The 15,938-nt window shown below is 68.3% G+C and carries 19 protein-coding genes and 1 tRNA gene; 7 read left to right on the forward strand and 13 right to left on the reverse strand.

Annotated features, from left to right (window positions below):
• Positions 1 to 39 precede the first annotated feature (39 nt).
• A complete protein-coding gene (locus SROT_RS01145; protein WP_013137167.1) occupies positions 40 to 336 on the reverse strand; it encodes a hypothetical protein in 297 nt (98 codons plus the stop codon).
• A gap of 162 nt (positions 337 to 498) precedes the next feature.
• Between SROT_RS01145 and SROT_RS01150 the strand changes: the two genes are divergently transcribed.
• A complete protein-coding gene (locus SROT_RS01150; RefSeq protein WP_013137168.1) occupies positions 499 to 927 on the forward strand; it encodes a hypothetical protein in 429 nt (142 codons plus the stop codon).
• 248 nt (positions 928 to 1,175) lie between these two features.
• On the opposite strand, the gene SROT_RS01155 is transcribed toward SROT_RS01150, so the two are convergent.
• From SROT_RS01155 to SROT_RS01190, 8 genes are all read right to left on the reverse strand, one after another.
• Positions 1,176 to 1,403, reverse strand: a complete 228-nt coding sequence (locus SROT_RS01155; RefSeq protein ID WP_013137169.1) for a helix-turn-helix domain-containing protein — start codon at positions 1,401 to 1,403, stop codon at positions 1,176 to 1,178.
• A 69-nt stretch (positions 1,404 to 1,472) separates the two neighbouring features.
• Positions 1,473 to 2,534, reverse strand: coding sequence for a hypothetical protein (locus tag SROT_RS01160; RefSeq protein WP_013137170.1), 1,062 nt, complete (start codon positions 2,532 to 2,534; stop codon positions 1,473 to 1,475).
• Positions 2,531 to 3,562, reverse strand: a complete 1,032-nt coding sequence (locus tag SROT_RS01165; RefSeq protein WP_013137171.1) for a hypothetical protein — start codon at positions 3,560 to 3,562, stop codon at positions 2,531 to 2,533. The genes SROT_RS01160 and SROT_RS01165 overlap by 4 nt, the downstream gene beginning before the upstream one ends.
• The gene (locus SROT_RS01170; RefSeq protein ID WP_013137172.1) at positions 3,559 to 4,659 is read right to left on the reverse strand and encodes a hypothetical protein; all 1,101 of its coding nucleotides are present in this window, start codon (positions 4,657 to 4,659) and stop codon (positions 3,559 to 3,561) included. The genes SROT_RS01165 and SROT_RS01170 overlap by 4 nt, the downstream gene beginning before the upstream one ends.
• The gene (locus SROT_RS01175) at positions 4,650 to 5,132 is read right to left on the reverse strand and encodes a hypothetical protein (protein WP_013137173.1); all 483 of its coding nucleotides are present in this window, start codon (positions 5,130 to 5,132) and stop codon (positions 4,650 to 4,652) included. The genes SROT_RS01170 and SROT_RS01175 overlap by 10 nt, the downstream gene beginning before the upstream one ends.
• A complete protein-coding gene (locus SROT_RS01180; protein ID WP_013137174.1) occupies positions 5,122 to 6,039 on the reverse strand; it encodes a DUF58 domain-containing protein in 918 nt (305 codons plus the stop codon). The genes SROT_RS01175 and SROT_RS01180 overlap by 11 nt, the downstream gene beginning before the upstream one ends.
• Positions 6,040 to 6,058: 19 nt before the next feature.
• Positions 6,059 to 7,069: an AAA family ATPase gene (locus tag SROT_RS01185; protein ID WP_013137175.1), complete on the reverse strand. Its 1,011-nt coding sequence runs from the start codon at positions 7,067 to 7,069 to the stop codon at positions 6,059 to 6,061.
• Positions 7,066 to 8,118 (reverse strand): hypothetical protein, encoded by a 1,053-nt coding sequence (locus SROT_RS01190; RefSeq protein WP_013137176.1) that lies wholly within the window; start codon positions 8,116 to 8,118, stop codon positions 7,066 to 7,068. Before SROT_RS01190 ends, SROT_RS01185 begins: the two co-directional genes overlap by 4 nt.
• 114 nt (positions 8,119 to 8,232) lie before the next feature.
• Between SROT_RS01190 and SROT_RS01195 the strand changes: the two genes are divergently transcribed.
• Positions 8,233 to 9,390: a DNA polymerase III subunit delta' gene (locus SROT_RS01195; protein ID WP_013137177.1), complete on the forward strand. Its 1,158-nt coding sequence runs from the start codon at positions 8,233 to 8,235 to the stop codon at positions 9,388 to 9,390.
• Positions 9,391 to 9,624: 234 nt separating this feature from the next.
• A tRNA-Thr gene (locus tag SROT_RS01200) sits at positions 9,625 to 9,700 on the forward strand.
• 192 nt (positions 9,701 to 9,892) lie between these two features.
• Here the strand turns inward: SROT_RS01200 and SROT_RS01205 are convergent.
• Positions 9,893 to 10,243 carry a VOC family protein gene (locus SROT_RS01205; protein ID WP_013137178.1) on the reverse strand — a complete coding sequence of 117 codons (351 nt, stop codon included), beginning with the start codon at positions 10,241 to 10,243 and terminating at the stop codon, positions 9,893 to 9,895.
• A gap of 71 nt (positions 10,244 to 10,314) precedes the next feature.
• The gene (locus SROT_RS01210; protein WP_013137179.1) at positions 10,315 to 10,818 is read right to left on the reverse strand and encodes a MarR family winged helix-turn-helix transcriptional regulator; all 504 of its coding nucleotides are present in this window, start codon (positions 10,816 to 10,818) and stop codon (positions 10,315 to 10,317) included.
• Positions 10,819 to 10,950: 132 nt separating this feature from the next.
• On the opposite strand from SROT_RS01210, the gene SROT_RS01215 reads away from it, so the two are divergent.
• The gene (locus tag SROT_RS01215; protein WP_013137180.1) at positions 10,951 to 11,742 is read left to right on the forward strand and encodes a hypothetical protein; all 792 of its coding nucleotides are present in this window, start codon (positions 10,951 to 10,953) and stop codon (positions 11,740 to 11,742) included.
• Positions 11,743 to 11,928: 186 nt separating this feature from the next.
• On the opposite strand, the gene SROT_RS01220 is transcribed toward SROT_RS01215, so the two are convergent.
• Positions 11,929 to 12,816, reverse strand: coding sequence for a phosphoribosylaminoimidazolesuccinocarboxamide synthase (locus SROT_RS01220; protein ID WP_013137182.1), 888 nt, complete (start codon positions 12,814 to 12,816; stop codon positions 11,929 to 11,931).
• A 105-nt stretch (positions 12,817 to 12,921) separates the two neighbouring features.
• On the opposite strand from SROT_RS01220, the gene SROT_RS01225 reads away from it, so the two are divergent.
• From SROT_RS01225 to SROT_RS01235, 3 genes are read left to right on the forward strand one after another with little or no spacing between them, the layout of a single operon-like run.
• The gene (locus SROT_RS01225) at positions 12,922 to 13,905 is read left to right on the forward strand and encodes a cation diffusion facilitator family transporter (RefSeq protein ID WP_013137183.1); all 984 of its coding nucleotides are present in this window, start codon (positions 12,922 to 12,924) and stop codon (positions 13,903 to 13,905) included.
• On the forward strand, positions 13,883 to 15,046 hold the full coding sequence (locus SROT_RS01230) for an NAD(P)/FAD-dependent oxidoreductase (protein WP_013137184.1): 1,164 nt from the start codon (positions 13,883 to 13,885) through the stop codon (positions 15,044 to 15,046). Before SROT_RS01225 ends, SROT_RS01230 begins: the two co-directional genes overlap by 23 nt.
• Positions 15,043 to 15,513 carry a VOC family protein gene (locus SROT_RS01235; RefSeq protein ID WP_013137185.1) on the forward strand — a complete coding sequence of 157 codons (471 nt, stop codon included), beginning with the start codon at positions 15,043 to 15,045 and terminating at the stop codon, positions 15,511 to 15,513. The genes SROT_RS01230 and SROT_RS01235 overlap by 4 nt, the downstream gene beginning before the upstream one ends.
• Here the strand turns inward: SROT_RS01235 and SROT_RS15885 are convergent.
• Entirely contained in the window at positions 15,438 to 15,890 is a 453-nt protein-coding gene (locus SROT_RS15885) for an SdpI family protein (protein WP_013137186.1), read from the reverse strand. The genes SROT_RS01235 and SROT_RS15885 overlap by 76 nt on opposite strands.
• Between the last annotated feature and the right edge of the window lie 48 nt (positions 15,891 to 15,938).

The raw sequence follows: 15,938 nt of genomic DNA on the forward strand, positions 1-15,938 counted from the left end.
TCACGCGGAATGTTGTAGAAGCTCATGAGATTTCCCCGCTCACAGGTCGATCTTCAGATCGCGTTCGTTGCTCTCGTCTGTTCCTTGATAGGAGGCGGCGGCTTCGGCCAGCACTGTGCCGAAGACATTGTTGTACTCGCCATGGTGCTGGAAGGGCACAGGCACCTTGTCCAAGCCGCGCTGCATCGCTTCTGCTTCTGCGGAGAACGCCGCGCCCATCCCCTTCGCCATCTGGAGGCCCTTGAGCTGTTCCGCTATGGTTTTCGCCTTCTCCGCGAAACCGTGGAAGTCCTGGCCTGAGCTGCGCACTCCGTCCGGGTTGGCCATATCCGCCATACTCGTCTCCTTCCCGTCGAGGCTGATCGGCTTCAGCCAACCCTGTGATCTGCCCCTACCGGCAGGTATCCTCCTGATCGGGCAGTATAGTGCATATGTGAGATGGGCGCCACTCTTCTGGGTTGCGCACGCCCCATCGCTGCGACCAAGGAAGGGGAGAGCATGCAACCGGCTGATGTGCTCTACAACATGGCGCAATCTGCGCTCAAGAGGAACGAGCAAACTTTCCAGGCGTTTCAGAAATCTATGGCACAGCGCAAAGCGCAACAAGAGGCCCTCTACGCCCAGGTGAAAGAGAAGAACACCGCGGAGCCCACGGCGGAGGAGCTGAAGGCCGAGAAGGGCGAGCGCAAGGCAGCGTCCATCTGGAACGACACTGGCAAATTCGGCAATCTCGAATCGGAAGAGTCCGTCTCAGAGGAGCCCGTCAAGCGCGATGTGCGCGCCGACGCGGACACTCGTTCCTTTCGCCCTGTCGACGAGGATGAAGAGGCCGAGGACGCGCCTGTTGGCCGCCATAGCAGGCCAGATGACGGCATCTGGGGCGCGAGCACGAGAAAGATCGGAAGTTACCAAGACGAGGAGGAATGACTACCGCCTCGTGGCGGCCACTGCTGCGGCGGGGGCTGCTGATACGGCTGAGGAGGGCCGGGCGGTTGGTGCGGCCATGGCGCGGGAGGGTAGTGCCCTTGCGGGGGGTGCGGCTGCTGGCCCGGGACGGCCTTCTTTTTCAAGCTCCTCACCACAAGCAACACCGCTGCGGCGACGAAAGCGGCCACCAGGAGAAAGCAAAGACCGATGAGAACCAGTTTCCAGGGCGCGGCACTCATGCGAAACGTTTAAACAGAATCTCCGCGCCCCGGAAAGAACAGGTCTTTCGGGCTCACTTCGAGCCATTCGGCGATGCTGTCGACCTCGTCCAGCCGCCACACGCGGTGATTGCCGAGCAGATCGGCCAAGGTTTGCTGGCTGACCCCGAGTGCCTGCGCCGCGTCGGACCGGCTCAGGCCAAGCCGGTCCAGGTGCCCCTGGACTGTCCGGCTCACAGTCTCGTTGAGCTCTCCCATGCAGGCAGAATATCACGCATTCAGGCAAGGGATGTTCTCCGAGTCACATGGGTGTTCGCGGGGAGTCCGCTACTCGTGGTCCTCGCCGGAGCCGTTCGCGTCCGCCTGTGCTTGCTTGATCTTGTCGGCGGGGTCGCCGCCGCTTTGAGGGTTCAGTTTGTGCTGCAGAGGGCCCAGGCCGGGGGCGGGGAGCCGGTCGGGGCCGATGTCGTTGATGCTCCCCCCGGCGGTGTTCGGGTCGGAAGGCCCGCCCTGGGGTCCTGACCGGCCTGGCGGGGAGGCGGAGCCCTGGGGCGGCGAGGCTTCGGGGGGCGCGCCGTCGCCTCGGGGGTGTTGTTCGGCCCCGTCGTCGGAGGGGTCCTGCTGCTCGGAGGAGTCCGAAGGCGGCGGTGGCTGGTCTTTGTCTCGGATGCAGGCGGTTTGCTCGGGGTCGTTGGTCTGCGGGCAGGGCCCTGGCCCTGGCGGGGTCTCGAGTTTGGCCGTGCTGTCGCCGGGGGTGTAGTGGTAGGTGGAGTCGTGCGGGTCGTAGCGCAGGTCGCCGTGCGCGAGCTGGTCTGCTTTCACGCGCAGCCGAGCGGTTGTCTCAGCGAAGAGGCGCGCGTCCTGATCGCCTGCGGCTGCTGGTTTCGGGGTGAAGCAGCCCGCAGGCGCGTCCCGCATGGCGTCGTGGGCTTTTGCGAGGTCGGCTCGGGCGTGCGCGAGGCCGCCCGCGTTCGTGTGCTCGTCGGCCAAGCTTTCGAGCACGACGACGAGATTGATGCGCGCGGGGCAGCTGTCCGGGTTGTCGGCGAGCGCCACGGCCTCGCTGAAATGCTGTTCCGCCGCTGTCAGGCGTCCTTCGAGGATGTCGGCGTCGCCTTCTGCGAAATGCGCTTTCCACGGTTCGAGGATGTCCCAATCCAGGAGGCTGCGGGCCTTCTCGTGCAAGTGGGGCACGTCTTGGCGGTCGAAGAGGCCAACGGCGTCTTTGCCGGTCGCGCACACCCAGAACAGGTAGCCCGCGCTGAGCAGCGCCAGCGCGACGAACGGGGCGCAGAGCGCGCAGAGCCGTCTGCGCAGCAGCGCGCGGCGCGGGGCTCGGGTGAAGTACCGCCGCACGCCGACGGCGGCCTGTTGCGCCCAGTTCCTCACACCAGGCCCCCGTGCTGGTCTTGGCGGACCTCCCGGATCAGCAGGAACGCCTCGACGGACAGGATGAGGGCGGCGATCATGGCGAACACCCAGTAATACTCCGTGCGGTCGGTCCAGTCGGACGAGGTTTGCCCGGACCCGGCGGGGGAGGCTCCGGGCAGGACTGGGACCACGGCCGCAATGGGGTCGCCGGGGCCTCGGTGCGAGTACGGCAGGGACAGTTGCCCCGCGATCTCGCGCAGCGCCGCCTCGTCCGGGGCGACGATCAGGGGGCCGTCCGCGCCTTGGGCGTAGACGACGGCGCCGTCGTCGCCCCAGCGTTCGGGCACGCGCCCGCCCGCCGCGCTGCCGTAGCCGAGGACCGCGCCGCCCGAGACGAGTCCGGGCCCTGGTGTGAACGCTCCGCGCGGGGCGTTGTGTCCGCGTCGGCCTTCGCCGAGGTAAAAGACCAGGTTCTGTGATCGGGGGTGCTGTTGGCGCGCGGTGTCGAGCCCCTGGTTCAACAGCGGGCTCGCGGCTGTGGGGTCGGCGCGGTCGAGCGCCCCGGCGGTGACTGGGTACGCGGAGTAGTTCTCGAGGAAGGCTTCCAGGCCCCAGGTGTCGGCGGACAGCGGCCAATCCACTCGCGCTGTGGCGCTGAACGCGATGACGCTGAAGTTGGCGTGCGGGAACTGGCGCACGATCGCTTTGAGGTCCGCCCGGACGCCGGCCATGCGGTAGTCGTGTTTGGGGCCGAAGTCGTCCGCCCACGAGTTGGGCGAGCGGTCCACGAGGAGGAAGATGTTGCGTTCCGGGTTGTCCGACGGGGCGGCGACGGGCGGCGATGTGAGCGGCTCCTGACGGCGCTGGCTGGTGCTCGGGCGCAGCGCGGCGACGAAGACGCAGAGAATGGCGAGAGTGAGCGCTCCCCAGCGCAGCAGCACCGCGGTGAGCCTCCCGCCGGATTTGCGCACCAAGAGGCAGTAGAGGGTGTAGACGCGCAGCGCGAGGACGATTGCCGCCGCCGCTGCCACGAGGGCGGCGCTCATCGCCGGATCACCGCCAAACACAGTGCGAGGAGCGTCGCGAAACCAACGGCGAAGCCGAGGACCCGTGACGGGTTGTCCGCTTCGACCTCGGGCGGGACGGCCTCGGCTCCGGCGGCCAGGGCGGGGCGGTTCGCCCGGATTTGGTCGAGCGCGCCGGTGAGCGCGGCGGGGTCGGCGGTGTCGGAGAACGCGAAGAACTTCCCTCCGGACACGTCCGTTTCGGTTTTCGAAACGCCTTGCGGCTGCGCGCCCGGGCCGCCCCCAGGCGCGATCTGAATAATGTTGATCTGCGCTTTTGCTTCTGCGGTGAGCTGCGCGAGCGAACCAGGGGAGTAGACGGTGCGCGAGCCTGAGGCGGGGCGCTCGTCGGTCGGGCCGAGGTAGACCACGGATCGCCGCCTGCCGGACGGGCTGGCGTGGTCGGGGAACCCGATCACGCAGCTGGCCAAGGTGTCGATGAAGTTCGGCTGGTAGTCGACATAGCGGACGGTGCGCGAGAACGCGTCTTGGCCGTCGGCGAGGTCTTTGGCCTGTTGTTCGGTGAGCTGCTGGCCAGCGGCGGCTGCGGCGGCGAGGTTCGCGAGGCCCGCGAATCTGCGCAGCTGGCGGGCCGCGAAAGCATGGTCGGCGGTCAGCGGCAAGGCCCGCAGAGTCGGGGAGGTGAGGCCGATGCGTTGGCCGGAGCCGGGCTGCTCGGCGAGGGCCGCGGCCTCGCGCTGGTAGTACGACAGCAACGCTGAGGCCATGGGGCTGGTGACCGGGCTCGCGACGCACAGCATCACGTCGTCGGGATGCCTGTGGCCGGATCCGCCCGCGCGCTCGGCCTGCACCGGCCGCGCGGAGGCGTACAGGACGCAGACCAGCACAGCGAGGACGGACATCGTCGTCACGATCAACAGCGCCCGCTGGATCCTGACCGCGCGCACGTATTCGGGCAGGGCGGTGAGCCGCTCCACGCGGGCAAGGGGGCGCAGCGCTGTGCCGGTTCTGGCGCGCACGGGCAGCAGAGCCGCGCCGAGCACACCGCCCATCAGCAGGAATTTGCCGATGTCGAAGACAGGCGCCCACCGTAATTCCATGGCCAGGTTCAGCGCCATCCGGCGATCACCTCCTTGGCCGCCGCGGCGGCGCGCTCCACGTCCGGTTGTTCCTGAGGGGCGAACTGGCCGGGGTAGAGGGTTTCCAAGGCCCCGGAGGCCCCCGCGAGGGGGCTTTCGGCGAATTCGGCGAGCACCATCTTGCCGGCGGGCTCCCCGGTCCACAGTTGCAGGAACACGCGCATGCCCCGGCTGATCGAGCCGTGCGCCGCGCGGCTAGAGATCTCGCCGCGCCTGTGCCGGGCCGCCGTGGCGTCGATGGAGCGGGAGAATGCGCGCTTGAGCCGCCGCAACGTGATCTCGCGCAGCACCGGCACGCGCCGCAGCCGCTCCACGGGCAGCGTCCACACGAAAATCCCGACGAGGCAGCCAGCGGCTGCGGCCACCAGCAGGGCAGCGAGCACAAGCCACACCGTGTCGTACGGCACGGGCGCCAGCACCAGCCGCAGCTTCTCGACGTCGTCAGCTCCCACGGCCGCTCCGGCTCAGCAGGGCGGTGACTTCGCGGCGCAGCGCGGCGGTGCCCTCCACCCGCGCGGCGCGCACACCGCTGGCGGCGAGGAAGTCGGCGAAGGCGCTCTCGCGCCGCTCCTCCGCGTGACGGTAGGCGGCGAGCACTTTGCGCCCCAGCGCCTCCTCGCGCAGCAGCGCCCGCCCGGTTTCCACGTCGTAGCCGCCGCCCGATCCGGATTCTGGTTCGAGGATCGGCGCGTCCCGCACGATGATCCAGTACAGATCGTGCCGGGCCGCGACCCTGCGCAACTGTCCGGCAAGGGCGCCCGGCGCCGAGCCGTCGTCGTCCAGGTGCGGTTCGCCGGAGACGAGGAAGACGACATACCGTTTGCGGAAGTTGCGCTCCACATACGCGAGTTGCGCGCAGAGGCTCTCCCGCGCGGCGTGGTCTAGGTCGTGCCCCGACACTTTGGCGAGGATGTGCTCGACGTGCGTTTCGCCCCGGCCCGGCGGCATCCGGGCCGACCCGCGCGCGTCCCCGTAGACGAGGCCCACCTCGTCCCCTTTCGCGATGCAGATCAGTCCCACCAGTCCCATGGCGTTGACCGCGACGTCGCGTTTGACCTCGCCGGACGGCGCGACGGCCGCCATCGAACGGCTCACGTCCACGACGAGGAGGATGTTGTGTTGGCGCAGAGAGACGAACCGTTTCACCAACAGGCTGTCGCTGCGCGCGGTTGCCTTCCAGTCGATATCGCGCACGTCGTCGCCCGGCACATATGGCCGCAGGTCGTCGAATTCCTGGCTGCGGCCGTGGAAGAGGGACAGGTGACCGCCTTCGAGGAGCCCCCGCGCTTTCCCGGCGGGGCCGACCAGCTTCTGCCCGGCCAGCACCTGCGCGCGGACCCGCTGCAGCAATGCCCCCATCAGCGCGCCCCCGCGTTGCTCATGGTGTTCGCACCGCGCCGAGGATGGCGTCGATGACCAGTTCGGGGGTGACTTGATCGGCGGCCGCCTCGAACCCGAGGGTCAGCCGGTGGCGCAGGACGCGGTGCGCGAGGGCCTTGATGTCGTCCGGAAGAACATGGTCGCGACGGTTGAGCAGGGCGAGCGCCCTGGCCGCGCGGCACAGGGCGATCGTCGCCCTCGGGCTCGCCCCGACTTCGATGAGCCGGGCGAGTTGCGCCGGGATGAATGCGTGCGGGTTGCGCGTGGCCGCGACGATATGGGTGACGTAGTGGACGACCATCGGGTCGATGTGGATTTTCTTCACGACCGCTTGCACGCGCAGGATGTCGTCCAAGCTCGCCACCGGCCGCACGGCCGCGTCGTCCTCGTACACCCCGGCTTCGATCCGGAAAATGACCTCCGCCTCTTCTTGGGGCGTGGGGTATTCCAGCACCTCTTTGAGCATGAAGCGGTCCATTTGGGCTTCGGGGAGGGGGTAGGTGCCCTCTTGGTCCACCGGGTTCTGCGTGGCCAGGACGAGGAAGGGCTCGGGGAGCTTGTAGAGCTGCCCCGCGATGGTGCTCTGGCGCTCCTCCATCGCCTCCAGCATCGCCGACTGGGTCTTCGCCGACGCCCGGTTCACCTCGTCGAGCAGAACGATGTTCGCGTGCACCGGCCCCAACACCGTGTGGAACTCCCCCTTGGAGCCGTCGTAGAGCTGCGTGCCGATGATGTCCGACGGCAACAAATCCGGCGTGCACTGAATACGCTGGAAATGCGCCCGCACCGACTGCGCCAACGTCTTCGCCGCCGTCGTCTTCGCCAACCCCGGCACGCTCTCCAACAAAACATGCCCACCCGTGAGCAAACCAATCAACAACGTCTCCCGAAGCGCCTTTTGGCCGACGACCTTTGCCGCGAACGATGCGGCCAGCGCTGTTGCGACCTGCGCGCCGTTCTCGACCTCGCCTGGCGAGGGCCGTGCCGAAGAGTGCGGCGGCGCGCTCAAAAGACGACTTCCAGTTGGTTCCGGGTGAGATCCGCGGAGCCCGTGAAATCGCGCGGCTCGGCGGGGAACTGGCCGTTGCCCTTGCCGCCGCCCACCAGTTCCACGGTGAAATTCCAGTGCAGGGTCACGGTCACTTTGGCCGTCATGGTGGCGAAGTCCACGGTGACGGCGGGGTCTTGGTCGTCGTAATTCTCGGTCTCAGTCCAATGGACGGTGTCCGGGGCGGCTTGGTCGTTGTTGAGTTTGTTCGGGCAGCCCGCGGGGGCGAGCTCGGCCGACTGCTCGCAGGCCTGCAGTTTGTCGTCGAGAGCCTGGATGACCGCGTCGTGCCCGTTCTGCGAGAGCTGCCCGTTGACCAGCCAGTTCGGGTCAGCTCCTTGATAGAGCTGGCCCAGCAGCTCCTTGTCCCGTTCCGCCGTGAGCGTGATGTTCTTGTTCAACGAGCCGACTTCGAGCGCCCCTGGGAAGACGGCGATGGTCTTCGTGTTGCCCGCGGGCTTGCCGAACAGCGTCAAAAAGTCCAGCGCCCGCCCGCCGCCGGTCGGGGCGCTCGGGCGCAGCGCGATGGTGGCGTGCGGCAGCTTCCAGCCCGCCCGGGTCTTGCGGACCGTCAGCACGTCCTCGGATTTGACGTCGCCGAAGAGGACGGAGACGGAGACGTTCGCCGTGTCCGGTTGGCTGCCCGCTGCCGAGCCCAGGATCTGCGTGTTCGATATCCTGGCGAGGTCTTGTTGGCGTTTGAGCACGTCAGCGGTGAGGAACTCCGCGCCCGACGGCTGCTCGACACCGAGGGCGAGGGCTTTTTGCGGGTTGTCCTGGGCGAGCGCGTCGAAGTACATCCGCACGGCCTCTTCCGGGGTTTTCCCGCCGGTTTGCGCCACCTTCTCCGCGTCGGGCCCCACCACGAAAACACTGACCGCCCACACGATCGCGACGATCAGGACAATCGCGCCCGCCGATGCGAGCGCGACCATGAGCGCACGGCGGTTGCGCCTCGGGGCTGGTTCTGGCATAGGTTCGCTGAACTGCCCGAACGAGGAGTCGAACACTGCTCCGCTCTCTCCTTATGTTCTCGCTGCGGTGTTTAGGAATCGTACACCGGAATGAATGGAAAAAATCCGGTCACCCCGAACCCCTGCCGCCGCTCGCCATAGACTGGCGCTATGGGCGTCTACGACTATGTGTTGGCCGCCGACCGGGTTGTGGCCGAACTGCGCGCCGCGGCGTTGGCGGGCAGGGCTGAAGGCAAGGGTTTCGCCCAATCGTGGCTGTTCGTCGGCCCGCCGGGGTCAGGCCGCTCGGTGGCCGCCCTCTCGTTCGCGGCCGCGTTGCAGTGCCAAGCCCCGGAGCCCGGTTGCGGCGAGTGCCGCACATGCCGTTCGGTTTTCGCCGGATCGCACCCTGACGTGCGCAGGCTCAATCCGCAGGGGCTGTCCATCTCGGTCGCCGAAATCCGCGAGGCCACGGGTTGGACGGCGCGCCTGCCCGCGTCCCCCTGGCGGATCTTGTTGGTGGAAGACGCCGACAGGCTCACCGAGTCGGCCACGAACGCCCTCCTCAAAGCAGTGGAGGAGCCCTCGTCCCGAGCGGTTTTCCTTTTGTGCGCGCCCTCGGTGGACCCGCACGACATCGCAGTGACGTTGCGGTCGCGGTGCAGGCTCGTCTCGCTCGGGGCGCCGAGTCGGGAGCAGGTGGCCAAGGTCCTGGTCGAGCGCGACGGCGTGGACGCTTCGACCGCGCAGTGGGCCGCGTCGGTGAGCGCCGGGCATGTGGGCAGGGCCCGCAGGCTCGCACGGGACGAAGCGGCTCGGGACCGCCGCGCAGCGACCTTGGCCTTGCCGCTCGCCATGCTCGACGTCCGGCAGCGCTACGACGCGGCGGTGCGGATCGCGAGCCAAGCCTCCGAGGAAGCCGCTGCCCGATGCGCGGCATTGGACGCCCAGGAGCTCGCCGACCTCAAAGAGCAGCTCGGCGTGGACGGCCCCGGCAAGGCCGCCCGAGCCGCGCAGGGCGCGGTCAAAGAGCTTGAGCGCAAGCAGAAGCTGCGCGCCACCCGCGTGGAGCGGGACGCGCTCGACGGGGTGCTCGTCGATCTCCTCGCCTACTACCGCGACGCGCTCGCCTGGCGGTGGGGCGCGCCGACCCCGGCGTTGTGCCCGGACGTCGCGGAGCAGGTCCGCGAACTCGCGGAACGGCGGGACGAGCGGCGCCTGCTCGCGGCCATGGAGGCCATTCTCGGGGCGCGGGAGGCCATCGCCGCGAACGTGAAGCCGAAAGTCGCGCTCACCGCGATGGTCTCCTCGCTCGCCATGACATCTTGATATACCCCAAGGGGGTATGCTAGAGTGGTGGTCCAAGCAAGGAAAGGAGATGAAAAATGGCTCAAGGAAACCCCAACAACCCGAACTGCCAGTGCCAAGACTGCCAGTGCGGCCCGAGTTGCGCTTGCACCAGCTCGTCGTGCGCCTGCAGCTCGTGCGGGCATTAATTTTGCCGGAGCCCGAAAGGTTCGGTAACATTCCCTGCTGCCGGAGCGCGAGGCGTTTCGGCAGCAGGCCGCTTTAGCTCAGTCGGTAGAGCGATTCACTCGTAATGAATAGGTCAGCGGTTCGATTCCGCTAAGCGGCTCCATGAAAAGACTGGTCAAAGACTGTCGTTCAAGATCGCTGAATCGCCCGGTCGGCGGCCGTGGACACAGCCCGCGCCCGCAATGTCCATGACTGCCTCTCTGCGGGGCCGGGTGTCGGAGCCCGGTGCGATGATCGGGCCATGACGACCAAGGCGGTTGCGCTGGACGCCTTTGCCGCAGAGTGCCGCGTTCTGTCAGCCGTGCGCCAGAATGTTGATCACATGCCCTTCGGGGTCCCGGACGAAGAATCGGCGCACGCCCCAGGGCTCGTCGACGAGGTCGTGCACGATTTCGGCCCCGGTGGCCACAGCCTCCCGATAGGCGGCGTCGACATCGTCGACATGGATGGAGACGGCCGGGACGAGGGGCGCGGTTTCGTCATGGGTTGTGAGGCTCACCTGGGTTTCGGGCCGTTGCGGGTCGGCCAGCGTCACGATCCAGCCGTGATCCATGACGACGCGCAACCCCAGGACCCGGGTGTAAAAATCCTTGGCCTGTTGCAGGGACGCGCATTCGAGGTTTGGAACGACTCTGTTCACCTTCATGCCGGGGATCTTTCCAGATCATGCCGACCGGGCATGGGCCGAGCTGGCTCTGCGCGGTGGCGGGGGCGACCTCAGCAGAGGTCGTCATCGACCTCGGGCGAAGACTTGGCCACTGCGGCTTCGAGCGTCTGGAGCCAGCGCACGACCTGTTTCTGCTCCTCGTCGCTCAACGTCGCCAAGGCGCTTTCGACGGTCTTGATTTTCTCGGACGCGTCTCCCGCGACATACTCGCTGCCCTGCGGGGTCAAAGAGAGCAAGGTGGCGCGCCCGTCGGCGGGGTCGGGCTCGCGCTGCACCAACTCGGCTTGTTCCAAAAGCGTGACGACCCTGGACATCGTCGGGGCGGTGACCCGTTCGCGGTTCGCGAGGTCGCCGAGGCGCAACGGCCCGTGCTGGGCGATCACGAAGAGCGCGGATATACCGCTCACTGTGAGCGAACTCATATCGCCAGCCCTGCGCATGCCGCGCAGAATCCGCAGAAGCAAGTAGAACACGTCGGCGGCATCTCCGTAGCATCCCACATGGAACGGGGCCTTCGCCTCGGGCGCAAGCCCTGACGGCTGTCCGGTTCCCACGCGATCTCCGATCCTTGTCGTTTCCGTTTCTTATGCCGGAACGTCCGTGCATCGTACCGCAGGTTGTTGAGTTCCGGCAATCAGCGGCGGGCATAGTTGCCGATTCGCGCGCGAAGCCGCCACAATGGGAGCATGGGACCGGTCCGCGCTCGACGATTTTTCTCGACACTCGCGATCGCGCCGGACGCGGTGCGTGTGGTGAACGCGGTGGCGTACGGCGCGGCGCTCGGATTCCGGCTCGCCTATGTCAAGAGCATGGTCGCCAATCCGTCGAAAGCGCGGACCGCGGCGATGCGCCGCGCGGGCGCGGTCACCGCCGCGGTCGAGGGCGGGCTGTACGACGCGGCCCACGCGCGACTGGGCGACAGCTTCCTCGCCGCCCAGGAGACGTATCGGCGCAAACGGTCGATCTTGGGCGATCTTCTCGCGTCGGAGCCCGCTCCGAAGCGGACCGCCTTGCTTTCGAGGGCTCTTTCGGGTTCGAGGGCCGTGCCGGGGTTGCGGCGGCTGCTGCCGAAGCCGCAGCCGGCGCAGGAGCGTCGGAACCGGGCCAAACTGGTCACGCCCCGGTGCGCTCGCGCGCTGCGCAGTTCGGTGCTCGGGCCTTCGCCGACGATGCTGTCCGCCGACGGCGAGCCGCACGACTACCGGACGCTGTGGACTCCGAAGGACCGCAGGGTCGAACATCAGCTGCTCATCGCCCTGGAAGAGTTCTCCGGGCTTGCTCTGCCCGGCTTGACCAAGGGGAATCTGCTGCCTTTCACAGATCCTGAAACGGGCCTGTTGGTGCCCTGGGACGAGGCGGTGGCGAGTTCCGGGGCGATCGTCGTGGACAGGGCCGTGCTCGAATACCTGCTCGACTCCCGTTACGGCGACGGGATTCTGCGCGGGGCCGAAGCGTTCAACAGCGCGCGCGCTCTGTGACGTCGGACGAGGGCGCGGCCCAGGCGCCGCAGTCCCCAAGCTTTTCGCCGCCGCTGGTTTCGCCCAGATCGCCCCTGCGGCTCGCGGCGCTCTCGTCCGCGCCGTAGTGGACGGCGATCAGCGCGATGACGGCCGGGCGGCCCAAACCGGCTGGGGGCGCTGGCTCTGGTTTATGGCGCCCCCGCTTCACGGCGACGCGGGGCCCAGCGAGAGCCACGCTGCGAACGACAAACCGGTGACCTGCTCGTACAACTGGACGTAACGCGCCCGGGTGGCGGCGACGACGTCGTCGGGCAGCGCCGGGGGCGCTGTGCCCCCGGATTTCGACCAGCCGGATTCCGGGCTTGTCAGCCAATTGCGCACGAATTGTTTGTCGAGGCTTGTGCCGGGGCTCTCGGCGGGCCAGTAACGCGACGAGTCGGGGGTGAGCGCCTCGTCGGCGAGCACGAGCTGGCCTTGCGGGTCGAGCCCGAATTCGAATTTCGTGTCCACCAGGGTCAGGCCCCGGTCTGCGACGTGCCTTGCCGCCGAGCGGAAGATCCCCAGCGCGGCGTCCCGAAGCCGATGGGCGAGGTCCGTGCCGACCTGTTCGGCGACTTTTTCCAGGCTGATGCTCTCGTCGTGCTCGCCGAGCTCGGCTTTTGTGGTGGGGGTGAAGATCGGCGGTTCGAGGCGGGCGTTCTCGCGCAGCCCAGGGGGCAGCGCGACGCCGGAGACGGAGCCCTCCTGCTGGTATTCGGCCCAGCCGGAGCCGGTGAGGAAGCCTCGGACGACGCATTCCACCGGGACCATGCGCAGGCGGCGCACCACGAGCGCCCGGCCAAGGACCTCGTGCGGTATCCGCTCGTCGTCCGGGGGCCCGGCGAGGTGGTTCGCCGCGGAGAGCGTGTCGAAGAAGTAGACCGACAGCGCGGTCAACACGCGGCCCTTGTCGGGGATGGGCGTCGAGAGGACGTGGTCGTACGCGGAGACGCGGTCGCTGGCGACGAACAGCAGGTGCTCGTCGTCCACCGCGTACAGGTCGCGGACTTTCCCGGAATGCACATGCGGGTACTCGGCGAGCGTGGGGCGCATGGGCCTGAGCGTACCTGGCCGCCGAGGTCGGCGTTGCGTGGCTGAACCCGCCCGCCCGTTGTATGCTCGCATAAGCATCTACGCATATATTTTCAGGAGGTGTGCATGGCGCACGACCACGACCACGCGCACGGCGTGGGCGAGAGCAGCGACCGCACCTGGCTTTTCGCCGCGTTGTGCCTGCTCCTGCTGCTCATGGCGGCAGAAGCGGCGGCGGGGTTGCTCTCGGGCTCGCTGGCCCTTTTGTCGGACGCCGCCCACATGCTCACCGACGTGGCCTCGCTCGGCCTTGCGATCATGGCCGTCAAACTCGCCGCCCGCCCCGCCCGAGGGGCCATGACCTACGGGCTGCGCCGGGTGGAGATCCTTTCCGCGCAGATCAACGGGGCGACGCTCCTGATCCTCGGCGGCTGGTTCGCTTACGAAGGCGTTCAGCGGCTCCTGCGCCCCCACCAGGTCGAAGGCAAACTCGTGCTGGTCACAGCCCTCGTGGGCGTGGTGGTGAATCTCGCCGCGACGATGTGCGTCAACAAGGCGAACCGCGCCAGCCTGAACATCGAAGGAGCCTTCCAGCACATCCTCGCCGACCTTTACGCCTTTATCGCCACAGTCGTCGCTGGCCTGGTGATCTGGTTGACCGGATTCTCCCGCGCGGACGCGCTCGCCGCGCTCGTCGTCGCCGGGCTCATGCTCACATCGGGCTGGACGCTGGTGCGCGCGGCCTCCCGGGTCCTGCTCGAAGCCGCGCCGAACGGCTTCTCGCCGGACGCCATCGGCGCTGAACTCGCCGCGCTCCCTGGTGTCGTCGAGGCGCACGACCTGCATATTTGGGAGATCTCCTCCGGGCATCCCGCTCTTTCGGTCCATGTGCTGGTCGACGAGGACGCGGACTGCCATGAGCGGCGCGTGGCGATCAAACAGCTCCTGTGGGAGGAGCACGGCGTCGAGCACACGACGATCCAAGTGGACCACTTCGCCGCCGGGGAAGAGCACTGCCACGAGCCGCACGGGCTGGTGCACCGGTCTGGACGAGACGAAATCCGCGTCATAGAGCACACTGGTACGCATGGGCATCACTGTCGAGGCTGACTTCCTTGTCGTCGGCGCGGGGATCGCCGGGGCTTCGACCGGGTACTTCCTCGCCCAGCACGGCAAAGTCGTCGTGCTGGAACGGGAAGCCGCGCCGGGGCAGCACGCCACTGGCCGCTCTGCCGCGATGTACGAACCCGCCTACGGCAACGCCCAAGTGCGCGCCCTCACGGCGGCGAGCCGCAGTTTCTTCGACTCGCCGCCCGAAGGCTTCGCCGAACACCCGCTGCTCTCCCCCCGGGGGGTGGTGATCGCGCAGCTCGCCGGGGAAGAATTCGGGCCCGGAGCCGACCCGGCAGGACCGGCGCTGACCGACGAAGCCCTGATCGCGGACTTGCTCGAAGTGCCCGGTGCGACATTGCTCAGCAAGCACGACGTGCTCTCGCTCATCCCGGTGCTGCGAGAAGAAATGGTGCTCGGCGGGGTGCATGACGCCCAGGCCGAGGACGTGGACGTCGGCGAGCTGCACCTCGGCTTCCTGAAGGGAATCCGGGCGCGCGGCGGCGAAGTCCGCTGCGGGCGCGGGGTCGCCGCGGTCAGCCGCGTCGGGGCCGCCTGGCAGGTCCAGGCGGGGGACGAGTCCTATCGCGCCCCCGTGCTCGTCAACGCCGCCGGGGCTTGGGCCGACGTGGTCGCGCGGCTCGCCGGGGTCCGCGAGATCGGTTTGGTCCCCAAACGCCGCTCCGCGTTCGTCTTCCACCCGCCGCACGGGCTCGACGTCCGCGCGTTGCCGATGTTCAAGGATTTGCGCATCGGTTTCTACGTGAAGCCGGACGCGGGCATGCTCCTCGGCTCCCCGGCGAACGCCGACCCGACGCACCCGCAGGACGTGAGACCGCCGGACCTGGACGTCGCCCTCGCGATCCACCGCATCGAAGAGGCCACCACGCTCACAGTGGGCCGCCCGTTGCGCGCATGGGCGGGGCTGCGCTCCTTCGTCCGCGACGGGGGGCTGGTCGGCGGGTACGCGCCGGACGCGGCGGGGTTCTTCTGGGTCGCCGCGCAGGGCGGCTACGGCATCCAAACCTCTCCCGCCATGGGCGAGGCGACCGCCGCTCTGGCCCTGGGCGAGCAGATCCCCGAACATATCGCCGCGCACAGCCTCACCGCGGAGGCGCTGGCCCCGGACCGGCTGCGATGAACGCCCCGGGGCGCGAAGCCGCCGCGCCGTGGCCGACGTTGGTCTACGAGGACGCGAAAGCGGCGGTCGTGTTCTTCGCCAGGTCTTTCGGCTTCACCCCCGCCACGTTGGTCGGCTCCGGCGAGCGCGTGCTGCGCGCGGAACTCGTCTGGAAAGGCGGTGGCGTCGCCGTGGTCTTCTCGGCCTCGGAGACGGACCAAGAAGGCGCCCGTTCGCTTTCGCTCGTCGCCGAGTCCGCGCAGGAGGTGCAGGAGCTCTATGCGCGCGCTGTGGCGGCGGGGGCGCGCAGCGTGGCGGCTCCCCACGACGACGAAGACGGCTCGCGTTGTTTCCGCGTCGCCGATCCGGCAGGCGTGCTCTGGTGCTTCCGAAGCGAAGGGACGGCCGCGGCTCAGGAGCCGCAGATCTTCGACGACGGCTCTGAGGAAGTCCCGCAGCCGCCCCCCGCGCACGCTTGCGCTGAATAAGGGCAGGTGGGAACGCTCTCGGGCGCTGCGGGCACGCGGTCTGCGGCTTTGCTGCCCACATACGCCCCATAGCCAGCGGGAATGATGGAGACGGCAGCGCCGGTCACGACTGCGGCCCCCAGGCCCCACGGGCTGTGCAGGGCCGCCGCGCCGACCGCGGCGAGAATCATCACCGCGCCGCTCGCCGCCATGCCCGGCGCAGCGATTTTATTGCCGAGCTTGAATGCCTGATCGGAACGCATGGTCGCGCTCGTGCGCACCCCGGCGAAGCGGTTCCGGGGCAACTTCTGCGCCCATGAAGCCCATGCGATCGCGAGCAGAGCGGCGCCGCTGAGAACGAAGACGGTCGCGAGGACGACGACCCACGTGGACGGCATGGGAGTATTTTAGCCCGCCCCGTTCAGGGGGCGGCACGGAGCAGCCTG

Source organism: Segniliparus rotundus DSM 44985, assembly GCF_000092825.1.
Lineage (GTDB): Bacteria > Actinomycetota > Actinomycetes > Mycobacteriales > Mycobacteriaceae > Segniliparus > Segniliparus rotundus.

Coding starts and splice junctions, on each gene's coding strand:
- SROT_RS01155 (WP_013137169.1), bottom strand. CDS start 1,403: ATGGGAGAGCTCAACGAGACTGTGAGCCGGACAGTCCAGGGGCACCTG.
- SROT_RS01165 (WP_013137171.1), bottom strand. CDS start 3,562: ATGAGCGCCGCCCTCGTGGCAGCGGCGGCGGCAATCGTCCTCGCGCTG.
- SROT_RS01215 (WP_013137180.1), top strand. CDS start 10,951: ATGGGACCGGTCCGCGCTCGACGATTTTTCTCGACACTCGCGATCGCG.
- SROT_RS01230 (WP_013137184.1), top strand. CDS start 13,883: ATGGGCATCACTGTCGAGGCTGACTTCCTTGTCGTCGGCGCGGGGATC.
- SROT_RS01195 (WP_013137177.1), top strand. CDS start 8,233: ATGGGCGTCTACGACTATGTGTTGGCCGCCGACCGGGTTGTGGCCGAA.
- SROT_RS01170 (WP_013137172.1), bottom strand. CDS start 4,659: ATGGCGCTGAACCTGGCCATGGAATTACGGTGGGCGCCTGTCTTCGAC.
- SROT_RS01225 (WP_013137183.1), top strand. CDS start 12,922: ATGGCGCACGACCACGACCACGCGCACGGCGTGGGCGAGAGCAGCGAC.
- SROT_RS01220 (WP_013137182.1), bottom strand. CDS start 12,816: ATGCGCCCCACGCTCGCCGAGTACCCGCATGTGCATTCCGGGAAAGTC.
- SROT_RS01235 (WP_013137185.1), top strand. CDS start 15,043: ATGAACGCCCCGGGGCGCGAAGCCGCCGCGCCGTGGCCGACGTTGGTC.
- SROT_RS01150 (WP_013137168.1), top strand. CDS start 499: ATGCAACCGGCTGATGTGCTCTACAACATGGCGCAATCTGCGCTCAAG.
- SROT_RS01180 (WP_013137174.1), bottom strand. CDS start 6,039: ATGGGGGCATTGCTGCAGCGGGTCCGCGCGCAGGTGCTGGCCGGGCAG.
- SROT_RS15885 (WP_013137186.1), bottom strand. CDS start 15,890: ATGCCGTCCACGTGGGTCGTCGTCCTCGCGACCGTCTTCGTTCTCAGC.
- SROT_RS01205 (WP_013137178.1), bottom strand. CDS start 10,243: ATGAAGGTGAACAGAGTCGTTCCAAACCTCGAATGCGCGTCCCTGCAA.
- SROT_RS01145 (WP_013137167.1), bottom strand. CDS start 336: ATGGCGGATATGGCCAACCCGGACGGAGTGCGCAGCTCAGGCCAGGAC.